Origin of the sequence: Pseudomonas sp. XWY-1, assembly GCF_002953115.1 — a bacterium.
GTDB lineage: Bacteria > Pseudomonadota > Gammaproteobacteria > Pseudomonadales > Pseudomonadaceae > Aquipseudomonas > Aquipseudomonas alloputida.
Genome location: NZ_CP026332.1, coordinates 4577984 through 4596354 on the forward strand (window position 1 = coordinate 4577984; position 18371 = coordinate 4596354).

Annotated in this window: 20 protein-coding genes; 11 read left to right on the forward strand and 9 right to left on the reverse strand. The window is 62.4% G+C overall.

Translation table 11 applies throughout. From position 1 onward, the window contains the following. Window positions 1–17: 17 nt before the first annotated feature. The 4 genes from rlmD to PRJ_RS21375 form a co-directional block, all read right to left on the reverse strand. Window positions 18–1376 carry a 23S rRNA (uracil(1939)-C(5))-methyltransferase RlmD gene (gene rlmD, locus PRJ_RS21360; RefSeq protein ID WP_010952714.1) on the reverse strand — a complete coding sequence of 453 codons (1359 nt, stop codon included), beginning with the start codon at window positions 1374–1376 and terminating at the stop codon, window positions 18–20. Beyond that, window positions 1377–2276 carry a cysteine synthase CysM gene (gene cysM / locus PRJ_RS21365; protein ID WP_010952713.1) on the reverse strand — a complete coding sequence of 300 codons (900 nt, stop codon included), beginning with the start codon at window positions 2274–2276 and terminating at the stop codon, window positions 1377–1379. A gap of 141 nt (window positions 2277–2417) precedes the next feature. Next, window positions 2418–3809: a sensor histidine kinase gene (locus tag PRJ_RS21370; protein ID WP_104962422.1), complete on the reverse strand. Its 1392-nt coding sequence runs from the start codon at window positions 3807–3809 to the stop codon at window positions 2418–2420. A gap of 3 nt (window positions 3810–3812) precedes the next feature. After that, window positions 3813–4532 (reverse strand): response regulator transcription factor, encoded by a 720-nt coding sequence (locus tag PRJ_RS21375; protein ID WP_104962423.1) that lies wholly within the window; start codon window positions 4530–4532, stop codon window positions 3813–3815. A 193-nt stretch (window positions 4533–4725) separates the two neighbouring features. Between PRJ_RS21375 and PRJ_RS21380 the strand changes: the two genes are divergently transcribed. From PRJ_RS21380 to PRJ_RS21400, 5 genes are all read left to right on the forward strand, one after another. Further along, window positions 4726–7479: a response regulator gene (locus tag PRJ_RS21380; protein ID WP_104962424.1), complete on the forward strand. Its 2754-nt coding sequence runs from the start codon at window positions 4726–4728 to the stop codon at window positions 7477–7479. A gap of 76 nt (window positions 7480–7555) precedes the next feature. Beyond that, window positions 7556–8545 carry a 2-hydroxyacid dehydrogenase gene (locus PRJ_RS21385; RefSeq protein ID WP_104962425.1) on the forward strand — a complete coding sequence of 330 codons (990 nt, stop codon included), beginning with the start codon at window positions 7556–7558 and terminating at the stop codon, window positions 8543–8545. Window positions 8546–8576: 31 nt separating this feature from the next. Beyond that, window positions 8577–9014, forward strand: a complete 438-nt coding sequence (locus PRJ_RS21390) for a hypothetical protein (RefSeq protein WP_014592115.1) — start codon at window positions 8577–8579, stop codon at window positions 9012–9014. Then, window positions 9011–9415, forward strand: coding sequence for an META domain-containing protein (locus PRJ_RS21395; protein ID WP_014592116.1), 405 nt, complete (start codon window positions 9011–9013; stop codon window positions 9413–9415). Before PRJ_RS21390 ends, PRJ_RS21395 begins: the two co-directional genes overlap by 4 nt. Before the next feature lie 101 nt (window positions 9416–9516). Beyond that, a protein-coding gene (locus PRJ_RS21400; protein WP_104960958.1) for an IS3 family transposase occupies window positions 9517–10871 on the forward strand; the annotation gives its coding sequence in 2 pieces (ribosomal slippage) (window positions 9517–9990 and window positions 9993–10871; 1353 coding nt in all). 95 nt (window positions 10872–10966) lie between these two features. Here the strand turns inward: PRJ_RS21400 and PRJ_RS21405 are convergent. Next, window positions 10967–11431 carry a peroxiredoxin family protein gene (locus PRJ_RS21405; protein WP_010952706.1) on the reverse strand — a complete coding sequence of 155 codons (465 nt, stop codon included), beginning with the start codon at window positions 11429–11431 and terminating at the stop codon, window positions 10967–10969. 85 nt (window positions 11432–11516) lie between these two features. Between PRJ_RS21405 and arsC the strand changes: the two genes are divergently transcribed. The 3 genes from arsC to PRJ_RS21420 are packed head-to-tail and all read left to right on the forward strand — an operon-like array spanning window position 11517 to window position 12878. Then, window positions 11517–11870: an arsenate reductase (glutaredoxin) gene (gene arsC, locus PRJ_RS21410; protein ID WP_104962426.1), complete on the forward strand. Its 354-nt coding sequence runs from the start codon at window positions 11517–11519 to the stop codon at window positions 11868–11870. Further along, complete coding sequence (gene wrbA / locus PRJ_RS21415; protein WP_104962427.1) at window positions 11867–12472, forward strand: NAD(P)H:quinone oxidoreductase; 606 nt, start codon at window positions 11867–11869, stop codon at window positions 12470–12472. Before arsC ends, wrbA begins: the two co-directional genes overlap by 4 nt. Continuing rightward, on the forward strand, window positions 12465–12878 hold the full coding sequence (locus tag PRJ_RS21420; protein WP_021785866.1) for a DUF2069 domain-containing protein: 414 nt from the start codon (window positions 12465–12467) through the stop codon (window positions 12876–12878). Before wrbA ends, PRJ_RS21420 begins: the two co-directional genes overlap by 8 nt. 103 nt (window positions 12879–12981) lie before the next feature. Here PRJ_RS21420 and PRJ_RS21425 read toward each other — a convergent pair whose 3' ends face one another. Continuing rightward, window positions 12982–13653, reverse strand: coding sequence for a DNA-3-methyladenine glycosylase I (locus tag PRJ_RS21425; protein WP_010952703.1), 672 nt, complete (start codon window positions 13651–13653; stop codon window positions 12982–12984). Between the two features lie 4 nt (window positions 13654–13657). Beyond that, complete coding sequence (gene ttcA, locus PRJ_RS21430; protein WP_014592121.1) at window positions 13658–14482, reverse strand: tRNA 2-thiocytidine(32) synthetase TtcA; 825 nt, start codon at window positions 14480–14482, stop codon at window positions 13658–13660. 263 nt (window positions 14483–14745) lie between these two features. Here ttcA and PRJ_RS21435 point away from each other — a divergent pair, with 263 nt between their 5' ends. Both PRJ_RS21435 and PRJ_RS21440 read left to right on the forward strand, forming a co-directional pair. Beyond that, window positions 14746–15345, forward strand: a complete 600-nt coding sequence (locus PRJ_RS21435; protein WP_003252385.1) for a Yip1 family protein — start codon at window positions 14746–14748, stop codon at window positions 15343–15345. Window positions 15346–15476: 131 nt separating this feature from the next. Next, window positions 15477–15971 (forward strand): SprT family zinc-dependent metalloprotease, encoded by a 495-nt coding sequence (locus PRJ_RS21440; protein WP_010952701.1) that lies wholly within the window; start codon window positions 15477–15479, stop codon window positions 15969–15971. Window positions 15972–16160: 189 nt separating this feature from the next. On the opposite strand, the gene fpr is transcribed toward PRJ_RS21440, so the two are convergent. Then, window positions 16161–16940, reverse strand: a complete 780-nt coding sequence (gene fpr / locus PRJ_RS21445; protein ID WP_003252381.1) for a ferredoxin-NADP reductase — start codon at window positions 16938–16940, stop codon at window positions 16161–16163. Window positions 16941–17057: 117 nt separating this feature from the next. Between fpr and finR the strand changes: the two genes are divergently transcribed. Beyond that, a complete protein-coding gene (finR, locus tag PRJ_RS21450; RefSeq protein WP_003252379.1) occupies window positions 17058–17984 on the forward strand; it encodes a LysR family transcriptional regulator FinR in 927 nt (308 codons plus the stop codon). Here finR and PRJ_RS21455 read toward each other — a convergent pair. Then, window positions 17981–18346 carry a diacylglycerol kinase gene (locus PRJ_RS21455; protein ID WP_010952700.1) on the reverse strand — a complete coding sequence of 122 codons (366 nt, stop codon included), beginning with the start codon at window positions 18344–18346 and terminating at the stop codon, window positions 17981–17983. The genes finR and PRJ_RS21455 overlap by 4 nt on opposite strands. Between the last annotated feature and the right edge of the window lie 25 nt (window positions 18347–18371).

Sequence of the window (18371 nt, forward strand, 5' to 3'; positions counted from 1 at the left end):
ACCAAGGGGCCAGTCAGCTAGCCCGCTTCGAATAACGCCATGGCCTCGACATGCGCCGTCTGAGGAAACATGTCGAGAATCCCGGCCCTTTTTAACCGGTACCCCTGGCCGACCAGCACTTGGGCGTCTCTCGCCAGCGTGGCCGGGTTGCACGATACGTAGACCAGCCTTCTGGCCTTGAGGCGGGCGATGCCTTGCACCACCTCGAAAGCACCGTCGCGCGGTGGATCCAAGAGTACCGCAGAAAAGCCCTCGGCGGCCCATCCGGTGCCGGCCAAAGGCTGCGATAAATCGGCCTGAAAAAACCGTGCGTTATGCACATTGTTGTTCCGGGCATTGGCCGCGGCCCGATCGACCATGGCCTGTACACCTTCCACTGCCACCACTTCACGCGCCTGGCGGGCCAGCGGCAGGGCAAAGTTGCCCAGACCGCAGAACAAGTCCAGCACACGCTCGTCGGCTTGTGGAGCGAGCCAGGCCAAAGCCTGCTCGATCATCGCCGTATTGACCTGAGCATTCACCTGCACGAAATCGCCCGGGCGCCAGGCCAGCTCCAGCTGCCAGGGTGCCAGGGCAAAGCCCAACTGCGCCGCTGGGTCCACTGGCGCCGGCTCACCTTCGCCTTGCAGCCACAGCTGGGCGTTGGCCTGCTCGCAGAACGCTTGCAACCTGGCCTGGTCCTCAGCCGGCAATGGCGCGACGTGGCGCACCAGAACCGCCTCGGCGGTGCCACTGAACAGCTCTACATGGCCCAGCGCCTGCGGCTTGCTCAACGAACGCAGCACAGTCGGCAAGTGGCGCAAAATGGACTGCAAGGGTTGTACCAGCACTGCGCAATCGTCGATGGCAATGATGTCCTGGCTGGCTTCGGCGCGGAAGCCCACCTCCAGCTGACGCGCCTTGACGTCCCAGCGCACGGCCACACGGGCCCGGCGCCGGTAGCCGAATTCCGGCCCGCTCAGGGGGGCAGCCCACGCCTCGGGTTGCACGCCGGCCACCCGCTGCAGCTGCTCGGCGAGTGTGCGCTGCTTCAGCGCCAGTTGCGCTTCGTGCGGCAGGTGCTGCAGGTTGCAGCCACCGCAGCGGTCGTAGTAGCGACACGGCGCCTCACGGCGCTCGGGCGCGGCCTGCAGCAACCGCTCCAGGCGGGCCTCGACCACTTTGCCACGGGCGTTGAGCACCCGCGCCTCCACGGCCTCACCGGCCAAGGCACCGCTGACGAACCAGGTACGCCCGTCGAGGAAGGCGATGCCACGGCCGTCACCGGCCAGGCGCTCGATGTCCAGGCGCTGCTTCTTGCCCACGGGTACCTGGGGGGTGCGATTGCCGCCGGCCGGCTGGAAGCGCAGGCCGCTGTTGCTTTTTTTCTTGGACATTTAGCGTGGATCAAACAGGCCGGTGGACAGATAACGGTCGCCGCGGTCGCAAATGATCGCGACCATTACGGCATTTTCCACTTCGCGGGACAGGCGCAACATGGCCGCAACCGCACCACCAGAAGACACGCCGCAGAAAATGCCCTCTTCACGCGCAAGGCGACGGGTGGTGTCTTCGGCTTCCTGCTGCGACATGTCGACCACGCGGTCGACGCGGGTGGCATCGAAGATTTTCGGCAGGTATTCCTCGGGCCAGCGGCGAATGCCCGGAATAGCCGAGCCCTCCATCGGTTGCAGGCCGATGATCTGCACCGCGGGGTTCTGTTCCTTGAGGTACTGCGAGCAGCCCATGATGGTACCGGTGGTACCCATGGAGCTGACGAAATGGGTAATGGTGCCTTGGGTCTGCTGCCAGATCTCCGGGCCGGTGCTGTTGTAGTGGGCGATCGGGTTGTCGCCGTTGGCGAACTGGTCGAGCACCAGGCCACGGCCTTCGGCCTGCAGCTTCTCGGCCAGGTCACGGGCGCCTTCCATCCCCTCCTCCTTGGTCACCAGGATCAGCTCGGCGCCATAGGCCGTCATGGCGGCCTTGCGCTCGGCGGTGGAGTTGTCGGGCATGATCAGGATCATCTTGTAGCCCTTGATCGCCGCCGCCATCGCCAGGGCGATGCCGGTGTTGCCGGAGGTGGCTTCGATCAGGGTATCGCCTGGCTTGATCTGGCCCCGCAATTCGGCGCGAGCGATCATCGACAGGGCCGGGCGGTCTTTCACCGAGCCGGCAGGATTGTTACCTTCGAGCTTGAGCAGGAGGGTATTGCTGGTTTCGCCAGCGATGCGCTGCAGGCGAACCAGTGGCGTATTGCCGACGCAATCGGCGATGGTTGGGTACTGCAAGGTCATGGCGTATTTCGCAATCCGGACGGCGGGGGTGCCTATCATACCGGCAAACCCTTCACGGCCATATCACGCAATCTGTAGTGCATATAGCTACAAGCTATAACGGTGTGACATGTGCTGGCCTCTTCGCGGGTGAATCCGCTCCTACGGGGACTCGCAAGCCTGTAGGAGCGGGTTTACCCGCGAAGCGGCCGGCACATGCAACGGCAACCTCATCCACAAGCGCAACCCGCGGTTGCCATTCTGCGCCCACAAGGTGCCGCCCTGGCGCTGGATGGCACTGCGGGCGATGCTCAGCCCCAGGCCGAAGCCACCATCCCCGGGCCGCGAACCATCCAACCGCGAGAACGGCGCGAAGATCCGTTCCAGGTCTTCTTCAGCGACACCGCCACCCTCATCCTCAAGCCACAGCCACCAATAGCTGCCCTCACGCTGCCCACCCAACCGCACCACACCCTCGGCCGGCGAGTGGCGAATGGCATTGCGCAAGATGTTCTCCAGCGCCTGAGCCAGGTGGTTGAGGTTGCCCTGCACCCAGCAGTCGGCCGGTACTTCGCAGCGCAGTTGCGCAGGCGACCAGCCGCTCTCGTAGCTGGCATTTTCGGCCAGCAACTCCCACAAGGCGTGGACCTCGATCGGCTCAAGGTTCATCGGCGCACGCTCGGCGTCCTGCCAGGCCAGTTGCAGGGTGTCTTCGACCAGTTGCTGCATGCAGTCCACTTCACGGATCAGGCGGTCACGCAAACGCTGCAGGTCGGTTTCACCATCGCAGGCCACCCGCAGCCGGCTCAGCGGCGTGCGCATTTCGTGGGACAGGTCGCGCAGCAACTGCTGCTGCATAGCCACCGTGCCCTGCAGCCGCTCGGCCATCTGGTCAAAGGCACGCGCCAGTTCGCCCAGCTCGTCATGCCGGGCGATGGTGCGCGAGTCCAGCCGGGCCGACAGCTGATCGGCCCGCCAGGCATTGGCCTGCTCGCGAAGTTGGTTCAGCGGCACGATCAGCATGCGGTACAGGCCTACACACAACAGCAAGGTGAACAGCCCCGGGATGATGCCGTTGGTGACAATGCGCCACAGCAAGCGGTGCTGCCCCGGATTGAAGCGCTGCGGCAGTTCGATCACCAGCATGCCCTGCTCCGGCGCCCCCGGGAACGGTATGCGCACCCACGGCTGGTCGACACTGCGCCGACTCATCGGCCAATCGACACCGCGCAGGCGTGTCAGACGCTGCATGATCAGTGGGTTGAGTGTGGCGTTGTCGAGCGGGCGCAGGTTGATGTCGAGCACGCCCACCCAGCCCCGTTCGCGCTGATGCATGGCCGCCACCCACTGGTCCAGCCCTTCCCGCCCGCCGCTGCGCCAGGCCTGCTCAGCTTCGGCGGCATAACCCCGCAAGGTCTGCCGTGCCGACTCCGAGAGGAAGGCATTCTGGGTTTCCATGTGTCGGCCCCAGGTATAACTGAGGCCGATCATCAGCAGGCAGAAGCCCACCAGCAAGATGGTCAGCTTCCAGAACAGCGAATGGCGGTCGAGCATGGTTCACTCCGCCTCGCTGGCACTGAGCACGTAACCCTTGCCCCACACGGTGCGGATCTGCCGTTCGTGATAACCGATGCCCTTGAGCTTGCGACGGATCTGGCTGACGTGCATGTCCAGGCTGCGGTCATGCCGTGAATAGCCGCGCTGCAACACATGCTGGTACAGGAACGGCTTGCTGAGGACTTCGTCGAGGTTGCGGTTGAGGATATCCAGCAGGCGGTATTCGCTGGGGGTCAGGCCTGCCAGGCGGCTATTCAGGCGCACGTCGCACAGCCCCTCATCGAACTGCAGCTCGCCGCAGCCGGCTTGCTCCAGCGGGCCCTGATGCCGCCGCTCCAGTGCCACGCGGCGCAGAATCGCCTCGATGCGCACCTGCAACTCGGCCATGCTGAATGGCTTGGGCAGGTAATCGTCGGCGCCGCGCTGAAAGCCGCTGATACGATCCGCCTCGGCCCCCAGCGCCGACATCATGATCACCGGTGTGGTGCTGTGCCTGCGCAACTGCGCCAAGGCGTCCAGCCCATCAAGCCCGGGCAGCAGGATGTCCATCAGCACCACATCGAAAGCCTGGCGGCCAGCTGTTTCCAGGCCCTCCAGGCCATTGCGGCACCAGGTGACCTGGCAGCCGCCACGCTGCAGCTCTTCCTGCAGATAGGCACCAAGCACCGGGTCGTCCTCGATGGCAAGGATGTTGGTGTTGTAAATAGATACAGGATTCATTGGCAACTGCCATGCATTCTCAATTGCGTGATTATTGAGCATTCGCCACCTGCCAGGCAACCGCACTGCGACCAATGCCTCGGCAACGGCGCATAACACGTACTAAAGAGATGCAATGGTGCGGCAGGCGGAGTAACTTCGCGGCTTGGCCGTTACCACTTGACGGCATCCAGGCACATCAGAGGAGGCGAGTGTGCTCGATCGCTTGGGAATCCGCAGCCGGGTACTGCTGCTGGCACTGCTACCGGCCGGCTTGATGGCCCTGGTGCTGGGTAGCTATTTCACCTGGCTGCAACAGAACGACCTGCGCACCCAGCTGCTGCAGCGCGGCAAGATGATCGCCGAACAACTGGCGCCCCTGGCCGCACCCGCCATGGCCCGGCTCGTGCCTGCGCAACTGGAGAGAATTGCCGCACAAACCCTGGAGCAGGCCGATGTGCGCGCAGTGGCGTTTCTGGCCCCGGACCGCACGCGCCTGGCCCACGCCGGCCCGAGCATGCTCAATCTGCCGCCCAGCGGCGGTACCGGCACCCAACTCCTGCAGCGCAGTGGCAACGACGCCACCCGCTACCTGATGCCAGTTTTCGGCCACCACCGCGACCTGGCCACCGACGCCGTGCCGGCCGAAGCCGAGCGCCTGCTGGGCTGGGTAGAGATCGAGTTGTCGCATGACGGCACGCTGCTGCGCGGCTACCGCAACCTGTTCACCAGCCTGTTGCTGATTCTCGCCTGCCTGGCACTCAGCGGCCTGCTGGCGCTGCGCATGAGCCGCACCATCAACGACCCCATCGAACGCATCAAGCACGCGGTCAATCAGCTCAAGGACGGCCACCTCGAAGAACGCCTGCCGACCATGGGCAGCCATGAGCTGGACGAACTGGCCCACGGCATCAACCGCATGGCCGAAACCCTGCAAAACGCCCACGAAGAACTGCAACACAGCATCGACCAGGCCACCGAAGACGTGCGCCAGAACCTGGAAACCATCGAAATCCAGAACATCGAGCTGGACATGGCGCGCAAAGAGGCACTTGAGGCCAGCCGCATCAAGTCGGAGTTCCTGGCCAACATGAGCCACGAAATCCGCACCCCGCTCAATGGCATCCTCGGTTTTACCCACCTGCTGCAAAAAAGCGAGATGACACCGCGCCAGCTCGACTACCTGAACACCATCGAGAAGTCTGCTGACAACCTGCTGGGAATCATCAACGAGATCCTCGATTTCTCCAAGATCGAAGCCGGCAAGCTGGTGCTCGACAGCATACCGTTCAACCTGCGGGACCTGATCCAGGACACCCTGACCATCCTCGCTCCGGCCGCCCACGCCAAGCAGCTGGAATTGCTGAGCCTGATCTACCGCGACACGCCTGCTTCGCTGGTTGGCGACCCGTTGCGGCTCAAGCAGATCCTCACCAACCTGGTCAGCAACGCCATCAAGTTCACCCGCGAAGGCACCATCGTCGTGCGCGCCATGCTGGAAGACGAGCACGAAGACTGCGCGCAGTTGCGCATCAGCGTGCAGGACACCGGCATCGGCCTGTCGCCACAGGATGTGCGCACACTGTTCCAGGCCTTCAGCCAGGCTGACAACTCACTGGCCCGCCAGCCCGGTGGCACCGGTCTCGGGCTGGTGATTTCCAAGCGCCTGATCGAACAGATGGGCGGCGAGATCGGTGTCGACAGTACCCCGGGCGAAGGTTCGCAGTTCTGGATCAGCCTCAACCTGCCCAAGGCTCATGACGATGCCGAAGCGCTGCCACCGCAGCCATTGCTGGGCCGCCGTGCTGCCATTGTCGATGGCCACGAACTGGCGCGCCAGGCACTGGAGCACCAGCTGGAAGACTGCGGCCTCAGCGTGAGCCTGTTCGCTACCTACGACCAGTTGCTGCAGGGGGTGCAGGCCGCCAGCCAGGCCGGCCTGCCCTTCGAGTTCGCGGTGCTCGGGGCCAACCTGGGTAACCTGTCGCCCGAGCAACTGGGCCGTTATCATCAGCAGCTCGAGCGTTACCACTGCCAATGCGTGGTGCTGTGCCCGACCACCGAGCAGGCGCTGTACCACCCGTACCTGCCCAACGGCCATGGCCAGTTGCTGTCCAAGCCGACCTGCACCCGCAAGCTGCGGCGCCTCTTGCTGGAGCTGGTACAACCTCGCCGTCCGCTGGCCGAGGGGAGCAACGCCAACGGCCAGCGACGACCGAAAATACTCTGCGTCGACGACAATGCCGCCAACCTGCTGCTGGTAAAAACCCTGCTCGAAGACTTGGGTGCCGAGGTACTGGCCGTCAACAATGGTTATGCGGCGGTACAGGCCGTGCAGGAAGAGTTGTTCGACCTGGTGCTGATGGATGTGCAGATGCCCGGCATGGACGGCCGCGCCTGTACCGAACAGATCCGCCTGTGGGAAAACACCCAGAGCGGCAACCCGCTGCCGATCGTCGCCCTCACTGCCCATGCCATGGCCAACGAAAAACGCGCGTTGTTGCACAGCGGCATGGACGACTACCTGACCAAACCGATCAGCGAACGGCAACTGGCCCAGGTGGTGATGAAGTGGACCGGCCTGAGCCTGGGCACACCGCAGCAGGCACAGGCCGAGCTGCTGACCAACGGCGACGAACTGAAGGTACTCGACCCCGAAGAGGGCCTGCGCCTGGCCGCTGGCAAGGCAGATCTGGCGGCTGACATGCTGAGCATGCTGCTGGCCTCGCTGGATGCAGACCGCGAAGCCATACGCGCCGCCCGCGCCGCCGATGACCGCAATGGCCTGATCGAGCAGGTACACCGTCTGAACGGTGCCTCACGCTATTGCGGCGTGCCGCAGTTACGGGCAGCGTGCCAACGCAGCGAGACCTTGCTGAAGCAGGACAATCCCCAGGCACAGCAGGCCCTGGATGAACTGGACAGCGCGATCAGCCGGCTGGCGGCACAGGCCAGATTGAGCGCTTGAGGGGATCTGGGCCACGCTGGGCATGCCTTGACAGGCAGTGACCCACCCAAGACATGCATTGCAAAGGAGTTCGACCATGCGCGCCCTGTTGTTCAGCAGCCAGCACTACGATCAGGAAAGCTTCACCAAGGCTGCCAGCGGCACCGCCCTGGAGCTGCATTTCCAGCCCGCCCGCCTGACCCTCGACACCGCCGCCCTGGCAGATGGCTTTGAGGTGGTCTGCGCCTTCATCAATGACGAACTCGACGCGCCGGTGCTGCAGCGCCTGGCCGCCGCTGGCACGCGGTTGATCGCCCTGCGCTCGGCCGGCTACAACCACGTCGACCTGGCCGCCGCCCAGCGCTTGGGCCTGGCCGTGGTGCGCGTGCCGGCCTACTCGCCACACGCCGTTGCCGAGCATGCCGTGGCGCTCATCCTGGCACTCAACCGACGCCTGCATCGGGCCTACAACCGCACCCGCGAAGGTGACTTCACCCTGCACGGGCTGACCGGCTTCGACCTGCACGGGAAAACCGTCGGGGTCGTCGGTACCGGCCAGATCGGGGCCGCCTTCGCTCGCATCATGGCCGGTTTCGGCTGCCAGCTGCTGGCGTACGACCCCTACCCCAACCCGGAGCTGCTGGCCCTTGGCGCCCGCTACATGGCCCTGCCCGAGCTGTTGCGCGAAGCCCGCATCATCAGCCTGCACTGCCCACTGACCGAACACACTCGGCACCTGATCAACGCGCAAAGCCTGGCCCAGTTGCAGCCCGGCGCCATGCTGATCAACACCGGTCGCGGTGCGCTGGTCGACACCCCGGCGCTGATCGACGCACTGAAAAGCGGCCAGCTTGGCTACCTGGGCCTGGACGTCTACGAAGAAGAAGCCCAACTGTTCTTCGAGGACCGCTCCGACCTGCCCTTGCAAGACGATGTGCTGGCTCGGCTGCTGACCTTCCCCAACGTGATCATCACCGCCCACCAGGCTTTCCTCACCCGCGAGGCGCTGGATGCCATTGCCGCGACCACACTGGACAACATCAACCGCTGGGCGGCAGGCAATCCACAGAACCTGGTGATGGGTTAATGCTAGGATACGCGGCATTTCTGGAGGACCCATGGTCGAACACGATTTTCGCTACACCCTTTTCAACCCGCAACACACCCTGATCGAGTGCCGCGCTTTGGTGCCGGGCCGCTATCAGGTCACGGGCAACGGCGGTTCGATGCAAAAAGGCGACAGCCTGCTGGTCACGCTCAAGGGCAGCAAGGATTTGTCCATGCGCCTGACCGTGGAAAGCGTGCGCCACCTGATCAACCCACGCGGCCAGTGGGTTGCCGTGGCGAGCGGCCCGGTATTCAACGAGCTGGAAATCCTCACCTGGCAGGTCGAGTGCGATCGCTGCGATGCGGTGCTGGGCTTCGAGTTCGCAGTAGACGCCAAGCTCGGCAAGGCAGCTCGTCAGCCGGCTGCCAGCGCCCGTATCGCAGAGCTGGGCTGGGCCAGCCGTGGCGAAAAACACCTGTGCCCGCGTTGCCAGGAGAGCGCCGAGTGAAGAATCTGCTGACCGGCGTGCTGATTGCAACCGGCCTGCTCGGCTGCGCCACGGAACCTTCCCGGCTGCAGCAGGAACGCAGCTACGTGCTGGAGTGGATTGGCGAACGACCACTGATCGACTACAGCCACCTGACCTTGACCCTGGCCAGCGACGGCCGTGCCTATGGCAACGGCGGCTGCAACCACTGGTTTGCGCCTTACACGCTCGATGGCGAACACCTGAGCTTCGGCAAGGTCGGCAAGACCCGCAAGCTGTGCGCACCCGCGCTGATGGAACAGGAAAAGCGCTTCCTGCAGGCGTTGGAAACGGTAGAGCGTTGGGATGTATCACCGGTGGGGCAAATGCGCTTCTGGCCAGCCGAAGGCAAGCCGCTGCGCTTCTGGCCCGAGGAAGGCTGAGGATTGCCGGGGCCGCTTTGCGGCCCTTCGCGGGCGCGCCCGCTCCCACAGTTTGGACTGCCCCCAAGAAGTTGGACACCAATCCAACCCTTGGGGGATCTATGGGTAAGTACACCGAGCAATTCAAGCTCACAGCGATCACAGCCTACCTGGATGGCAGCAACGGTTTCCGAAAGGTGGCTCAACACTTAGGTATCGATTTCAGCCTGCTTCGACGCTGGGTGGCCAGTTATCAGGCCAATAATGGCATTGGTCCAGGCTCGCATGGGCGGCGCTATACCAGTGATTTCAAACAGCAGGTGCTTAGCTATATGCACGAGCATCGGCTTTCGCTGCGCCAGACCGCTGCCCACTTTGGTCTTGGGCAGTCCTCTCAGATAGGCATTTGGCAGCGGCAGTACTACAGTGGCAGTCCTGCACCCTCTACTGCCATCAAGCCAAGAAAGCCAATCGACGTGTCGAAGAAGATCAAGCCTGCCAAACCCACCGATACCAATGATGATCAGAAGTCTCGAGATCAGCTGATGGCTGAACTTGAGTACCTGCGCATGGAGAATGCTGTCCTAAAGGAGCTCAAGGCTCTGCGCGAGGAAAAGGAACGAACACGCGGGAAAAAGCCCTGATCGTTTCCAAACTCAAGCGCAGGTTTCCTTTGCCTGACCTCCTTCAGTTGGTCGAGCTGGCGCGCAGCACCTTCTACTACCAGCTCAAAGCTCAGCAGAAGCCAGACCGGCATGCTGAGCTCAAGGCATTGGTGCATCGCGTCTATCACGAGCAGAAACGGCTTTATGGTTATCGCCGTATCGCACTCGTAATCAGGAAGGAAAAGCGGGTGAACAAGAAGGTCATTGAACGGCTGATGGCTGAGCAGGGATTGAAATCAGTAGTGCGCCCCAAGAAATATCGCTCCTATCGAGGTACCGTCGGCAAAGTGGCAGCGAATGTACTGGAGCGAAATTTTGTCGCTCAACGCCCAAACCAGAAGTGGGTGACTGACGTAACCGAGTTCAAAGTAGCTCAACAGAAGCTCTATCTGTCGCCCGTGATGGATTTGTACAACGGCGAAATCGTGGCCTACGAAATGGCCAGTCGCCCGTGCTATAGCCTGGTTGGGAACATGCTTGGCAAAGCGCTCGATTGCCTGGGAGAGAAACCGAAGCTCGTGTTGCATTCGGATCAGGGATGGCATTACCAGCAGGCGCAATACCGCCGTAAGCTAAGCGAATGCGGGATAAAGCAGAGCATGTCTCGAAAAGGCAATTGCCTGGACAACGCGGCCATGGAAAGCTTCTTCGGCACGCTCAAATCTGAGTTTTTCTACCTGAAGCGTTTCGAGAGCATTGATGAGCTGAGAGCGGGTCTGGATGAGTACATTCACTACTACAACCATGATCGCATCAAGCTGAGGCTCAATGGCCTGAGCCCTGTGGAGTACAGGGCTCAGGCTGCAGCTTAAAACTGTCCAACTTTTGGGGGGCAGTCCAGTTTGTCGCGTCCCCCCTGTGGGAGCGGGCCTGCTCGCGAAGGGCCGCGAAAGCGGCCCCGAATGCATCAGGCGCCTTTCAGGGCCTTGATCTTGGCCTGCAACCCTTCCAGGGTCTGCTCGCCCATCAACTGCTCACGCACCTTGCCCTTGTCGTCGATGATGTAGGTCACCGGCAACGCCTCGCTGCGCGGCAGGTCATAGCGCTCGGCCGGGTCCTGGGCAAGCACGGTGAAACCGATACCCAGGGTTTCGGCAGCCTGCTTCAGGTCCTGCCCCTGCAGGCCATCGAAGTTCACCCCCACCACCTTGACGCCATCAGCCGCCCATTGCTTGGCCGCCGCGTTCAGTTCCGGGATTTCGGTACGGCACGGTCCGCACCATTCAGCCCAATAGTTGAGCACCAGCCAGTGCCCTTCGATCTGCTCGGCCTTAACCGTATTACCGTGTTGGTCCACGCCGTAATCGGCACCGCAACCACCGAGCAACAGGCTCGCGGTGATGGCCAGTACTGCTGCCAGACGCCTTGCCATGGGTCAATCCTTCTCGAGTTTTAAAGCAAATTGGTCAGTCGCTGCGGTTAGAATAGCCGCCACACCCAGCTGGATGCGACCCGACATGACTGACCTCACGCTCTATCATAACCCGCGCTGCTCGAAATCCCGCGGCGCCCTGGAACTGCTCGAAGCCCGCGGCCTGGCACCGACCATCGTGCGCTACCTGGAAACCCCGCCCGACGCGGTCACCCTCAAGGCCCTGCTCGGCAAGCTGGGCATCGCCCCGCGTCAGTTGCTGCGCAGCGGCGAGGACGAATATAAAGCGCTGAACCTGGCCGACCCGGCACTGACCGACGCGCAACTGATCGAGGCCATGGCCCAGCACCCCAAACTGATCGAGCGGCCGATCCTGGTTGCCGGCGACAAGGCCGTGGTCGGTCGCCCGCCGGAAAAAGTGCTGGAGATCCTGCCGTGAGCGCGCCCTACATCCTGGTGCTGTATTACAGCCGCCATGGCGCGACCAGCGAAATGGCCCGGCACATCGCCCGCGGTATCGAGCTGGCCGGCATGGAGGCGCGTCTGCGCACGGTACCGGCTATTTCCACCGAATGCGAAGCGGTGGCCCCGGATATTCCGGCCAGTGGCGCGCTGTACGCCACCCTTGATGACCTGCGCCACTGCGCTGGCCTGGTACTGGGCAGCCCGACCCGCTTCGGCAACATGGCAGCGCCACTCAAGTACTTCCTGGACGGCACCAGCAGCCTTTGGCTCGGCGGTGAGCTGGTCGGCAAACCGGCTGGCGTGTTCACCTCCACCGCCAGCCTGCACGGCGGCCAGGAAACCACCCTGCTGTCGATGATGCTGCCACTGATGCACCACGGCATGCTGGTGATGGGCCTGCCCTACAGCGAGTCGGCACTGCTCGAGACCCGTGGTGGCGGCACGCCTTATGGCGCCAGCCACCACGCAGGCGCCGATGGCAAGCGTGAACTCGACCCACACGAAGTCACCCTGTGCCGCGCCCTGGGCCAACGTCTGGCGACCACGGCCAAGGCCCTGGAGGCGGCGCGTGGCTAGAAAGCCCAAGGTATTGCCGCCACTCCAATGGCTGGTACCACGCCTGCGCCTGACGCGGGCATTGAGCCTGGCATGCTTCTTCGGCCTGATCGCCCTGCTGGTGGTGAACAACCTGTGGTTCGCCAACCTGCATGGGGCCCGGGTCGAGGTGATCCTGGCGATCGAGCTGGTGCCGTTGCTGTTGCTGCTGCCAGGCATGCTGAAAGGCAGCGCCCGGGCGCATGCCTGGACCTGCTTCGTGGTGAATATCTATTTCATCAAGGGCGTGCTGGCGGCGTTCGACCCGGCGCGGGCGGTATTCGGCTGGCTTGAAGTGCTGGTGAGCCTGGGGCTGTTCATTGCCGGGCTACTGTACGTGCGCTGGAAGTTTCAGCATGAGCGGCGCATGGCAGGCGAAGGCAGTTAGATTTTTCGCGGGCACGCCCGCTCCCACAGATACTGCACAGGCCTTAAGTGCGGTGCGATTCCTGTGGGAGCGGGCGTGCCCGCGAATGGGAGCAACACAAGACTCAATGGTTGACGGTGTGCGCCAGCATCACCGACAACTGGCACAGCGGCCGCCCGCTCTCTGCATGCCACTGGTTGAACGCCTGCTGCACCAGAGCCAGGTCGCGCTGGCTGGTTGGCTGCTTGTCGATCACCTTCTGCGCAATCAACGCCGCTGCCATGTCATCGGTCGGGATGAACGTGTCCTTGCCGACCATGCGCAAGAACCGTGGCGCCGACAACCCGCCCAACTGGTTGCCGTGCTTGGCCAGGTACTTCCACAAGCCGACAATGTCGGTCACTGGCCAGTCGGCGATGAATGCACCAAAACTGCCATGCGCCTTGGCGATATCCAGCACCATTTGCGCATTACGCGGCACGCTCTTGAGCTTGCCCAGGTGGCGGATAATGCGCTCATCCTGCATCAACCGCTCCAGATGCTCGGCGCCCATCAGCACCACTTTCTCCGGGTCGAAGCCAAAGAACACCTGCTCGAACGCCGGCCACTTGGCATCCACCAGGCTGTGCTTGAGCCCCGCGCGGAACACGCGCAGGGCCAATGTCGACAGGTAGCGGTCGTCACTGATGTCGCGCAGTTGCGCCGGCGTGCGCGGCTGCGGCAGGAAAGCCTCCAGCGCCTGGGCCGAACCAAAGCGGTTCAGGCAGTACTCATGCAACCACTGGTAATCACGCATGGGCTCAGATGTTCAGCACGTCGAGGAAACGCGGGGTAGCGTTTTCGTCGATCTTCAGGCTGGTGAAGTCAAACAGGTTCCGGTCGGCCAACTGCGACGGTGCCACGTTCTGCAGGGCACGGAAGATGCTCTCGGTACGGCCCGGGTGCTTGCGTTCCCACTCCACCAGCATGTCCTTGACCACCTGGCGCTGCAGGTTTTCCTGCGAGCCGCACAGGTTGCACGGGATGATCGGGAATTCCTTCATGTCCGAGTAGGCCTGGATGTCCTTCTCGCTGCAGTAGGCCAGCGGGCGGATCACCACGTTGCGGCCATCGTCGGCGCGCAGCTTCGGCGGCATGCCCTTGAGCGCGCCGTTGAAGAACATGTTGAGGAAGAAGGTTTCGACGATGTCGTCGCGGTGGTGCCCCAGCGCCATCTTGGTGGCGCCAATTTCGTCGGCGAAGGTGTACAGGGTACCGCGGCGCAGGCGCGAACACAGCGAGCAAGTCGTCTTGCCTTCGGGTACCAGCTCCTTTACCACCGAGTAGGTATCCTTCTCGACGATGTGGTACTCGACCCCCAGTTCCTTGAGGTAGGCCGGCAATACGTGCTCAGGGAAGCCCGGCTGTTTCTGGTCCATGTTCACCGCAACGATCTCGAACGTGATCGGTGCCACCTTCTGCAGGTGCAACAGAACGTCGAGCATGGTGTAGCTGTCCTTGCCGCCGGACAGGCAGACCATGACCTTGTCGCCATCCTCGATCATGTTGTAGTCGGTGATGGCTTCGCCAGCGAGACGACGCAGGCGTTTTTGCAGTTTGTTCTGGTTGACCGAGAGGGTGCCCATAGCGCTTGGATCCGCGAGGTGTGACAAAAGCCGGCTATTTTACGCACAAACGCGACGCCGCTGTAGGCATTCCGATAAAGACTTCATTGTAATCAACAGCACGGCTTACAGCGCAATTTGCTCTAAAAAGCACGGTTTATGTAGGTAACGGCTTCCTATACTGCGACATAAGGCCACATTACCGCTTGCATCGGTGTTAGGGCCTCGGGCCGCTTACGCTCCATATTGGGGGGCGTTTGGCAACATTGAGAGGAGTGATCGGCATGATTCATCACGTTGTGGGGCTGTTTACCCATCCCGATCAGGAATGGCGGGAGATTCGTGGCGAAGAAGAAACCATCAGCCACATGTACCTGACACACACCCTGATCCTCGCGGCGATTCCGGCCGTTTCGGCGTTTATCGGCACTACCCAGGTGGGCTGGGTGATCGGTGACCGACCAGCAGTGATGCTGACCATGGAAAGCGCAATCTGGATGAGCATCATGTCCTACCTGGCCATGCTCGCCGGGGTGGCGGTAATGGGCGCGTTCATCCACTGGATGGCCCGCACCTACGATGCCAACCCGTCCATGGCGCAATGCATCGCTTTTGCCACCTACACCGCCACCCCCTTGTTCATCGGCGGCCTGGCGGCGCTTTACCCGCACCTGTGGCTGGGCATGCTGATCGGCACTGCCGCCATCTGCTACACGGTGTACCTGCTGTATGTCGGCTTGCCGACGTTCATGAACATACCGTCGGATGAAGGCTTCCTGTTCTCCAGCTCGGTGCTGGCAGTAGGCTTGGTGGTACTGGTGGCTATCATGGCCGCTACCGTGATTATCTGGGGACTGGGCGTGGGGCCCGTCTACACCAACTAGAACAGACCGAACCAACACTGGGGCATCAACCAGAGGCCGCCGCAAGGCGGCCTCTGGCTGTGCGCTGACCGGTGACTCGGCAAGCCACCTGCGCTTGCGGCATAATGCCTGGTCAGGAGAACCGCCCCGCCATGCCCGAGCAGCTCAAACAACGCGTCGAAACCTGTTACCAGCAAGCCGAAGCCTTTTTCAAACGCCGCTTCCCGCGCCCCGAAGTCAGCTTCAAACTGCGCGGGCAAAAAGCCGGCGTCGCCCACCTGCACGAGAATCTGCTGCGCTTCAACCTGCAGCTCTACCGCGAAAACCAGGAAGACTTCCTGCGCCAGACCGTGGCCCATGAAGTGGCACACCTGGTTGCCCACCAACTGTTTGGCGACCGCATCCAGGCCCATGGTGAAGAGTGGCAGCTGATCATGCGCGGGGTGTATGAACTGCCGCCCAATCGTTGCCACAACTATGACGTGCAACGGCGCGCAGTGACCCGCTACATCTACCGCTGCCCGTGCCCGCAAAGCGACTTCCCGTTTACCGCGCAGCGGCACAAGCTGGTGCACCAAGGGCGGCGATACCTGTGCAAGCGGTGCCGGGAAGTCCTGGTGTACAGCGGCGAGACGCGGGTCGAATAGATCGGGGGTCGCCTGCACCGGCCCTTTCGCGGGCAAGCCCGCTCCTACAGGTGCAGCGCACGTCTCGAGAATTGCACGCCCCCCCCCGTAGGAGCGGGTTTACCCGCGAAAGGGCCGGAACAGGCAATGCACAAATCCCAGGCATAAGAAAGGCGACCCGAGAGTCGCCTTCCTGTACCCACCTGCGCCTTACTTCTCGACGAAGGCACGCTCGATCAGGTAGTCACCCGGCTCGCGCATGCGCGGGGAGATCTTCAGGCCGAAGCTGTCCAGCACTTCGCTGGTCTCGTCGAGCATGCTCGGGCTGCCACAGATCATCGCGCGGTCGTCTTGCGGGTTGATCGGCGGCAGGCCGATGTCGCTGAACAGCTTGCCGCTGCGCATCAGGTCGGTCAGACGGCCCTGGTTTTCGAACGGCTCGCGGGTCACGGTCGGGTAGTAGATCAGCTTGTCGCGAACCGACTCACCGAAGAACTCGTTCTGCGGCAGGTGCTCGGTGATGAACTCGCGGTAGGCCACTTCGTTCACATAGCGCACGCCGTGCACCAGGATCACTTTTTCAAAGCGCTCGTAGGTTTCCGGGTCCTGGATGACGCTCATGAACGGCGCCAGGCCAGTGCCGGTGCTCAGCAGGTACAGGTGCTTGCCAGGATTCAGGTCGTCGAGCACCAGGGTGCCGGTAGGCTTCTTGCTGATGATGATCTCATCGCCTTCCTTCAGGTGCTGCAGCTGCGAGGTCAGCGGGCCGTCCGGCACCTTGATGCTGAAGAATTCAAGGTGCTCTTCCCAGTTTGGCGAAGCGATGGAGTAGGCACGCATGAGCGGACGGCCGTTGTCCTGCTGCAGGCCGATCATCACGAACTGACCGTTCTCGAAGCGCAGGCCCGGGTCGCGGGTGCACTTGAAGCTGAACAGGGTGTCGTTCCAGTGGTGCACACTGAGGACACGTTCGTGGTTCATGTTGCTCATCGATGGGGCTCCTGAAGAAAAACGCGCGCGCAAAGCGCACAGTTGCGCAATAGTTTAGGGGCAGCGACAATATCTGTTAACTGGATTATCAAGATATGTGTTATCGGTTATATCGATATGCGATTCACACTCCGTCAAATGCAAGTCTTCGTCGCCGTCGCCCAGCACCAAAGCGTCTCTCGGGCCGCCAGCCTGTTGGCGCTGTCGCAGTCGGCCGCCAGTACCTCTATCACGGAACTGGAGCGGCAATCGAGCTGCCAGCTGTTCGACCGTGCCGGCAAGCGCCTGGCCCTCAATGCCCTGGGCCATCAATTGCTGCCACAAGCAGTAGCCCTGCTTGACCAGGCCAAGGAAATCGAAGACCTGCTCAACGGCAAATCCGGTTTCGGCTCACTGGCGGTCGGCGCCACGCTCACCATCGGCAACTACCTGGCCACCCTGCTGATCGGCAACTACATGCAGACACACCCGGAAAGCCAGGTAAAACTGCATGTCCAAAATACTGCGCATATCGTGCAACAGGTCGCGCACTACGAAATTGATCTGGGTCTAATCGAAGGTGACTGCAATCACCCCGACCTGGAAGTTCAGCCGTGGGTCGAGGACGAACTGGTGGTGTTCTGTGCGCCACAGCACCCACTGGCGAAACTGGGCCGCGCCGATATCGAAAGCCTCTCGCAGGAGGCGTGGATCCTGCGCGAACAAGGCTCAGGCACGCGCCTGACCTTCGACCAGGCCATGCGCCATCACCGCGCCAACCTCAATATTCGCCTGGAGCTGGAGCACACCGAAGCGATCAAGCGCGCGGTGGAGTCGGGCCTGGGCATCGGTTGCATTTCACGTCTGGCCCTGCGCGACGCCTTCCGCCGTGGCAGCCTGGTACCTGTGGAAACACCGGAGCTGGACCTGCTGCGTCAGTTCTACTTCATCTGGCACAAACAGAAGTACCAGACCTCGGCCATGCGTGAGTTTCTCGAGCTATGCCGCAACTTCACTGCCGGCTTTACCCGCAGTGACGAGATCGTGCTGCCGCCGATCGCTTAAAGCAGGATCACACCCCACACCAGCGCCACCATGGTCAGGGCCACCAGCTGTGCGGCGCTGCCCATGTCCTTGGCATTTTTCGACAGCGGGTGGCGCTCCAGCGAAATTCGATCGATGGCCGCCTCCACCGCCGAGTTGAACAGCTCGACGATCAGCCCCAACAGGCAAACGGCGATCATGATTGCCCGCTCGGCGCGGCTGACCGGCAGCCAGAAGGCGATCGGGATCAGCAGCACGTTGAGCAGCACCAACTGGCGGAATGCGGCCTCGCCCTTGAAGGCGGCACGCAGGCCGTCCAGCGAGTAGCCAGCGGCGTTGAAGATGCGTTTGAGGCCGGTCTGGCCCTTGAATGGCGATGTCATCTGAGTCACTTCACAGCAGAAAGGC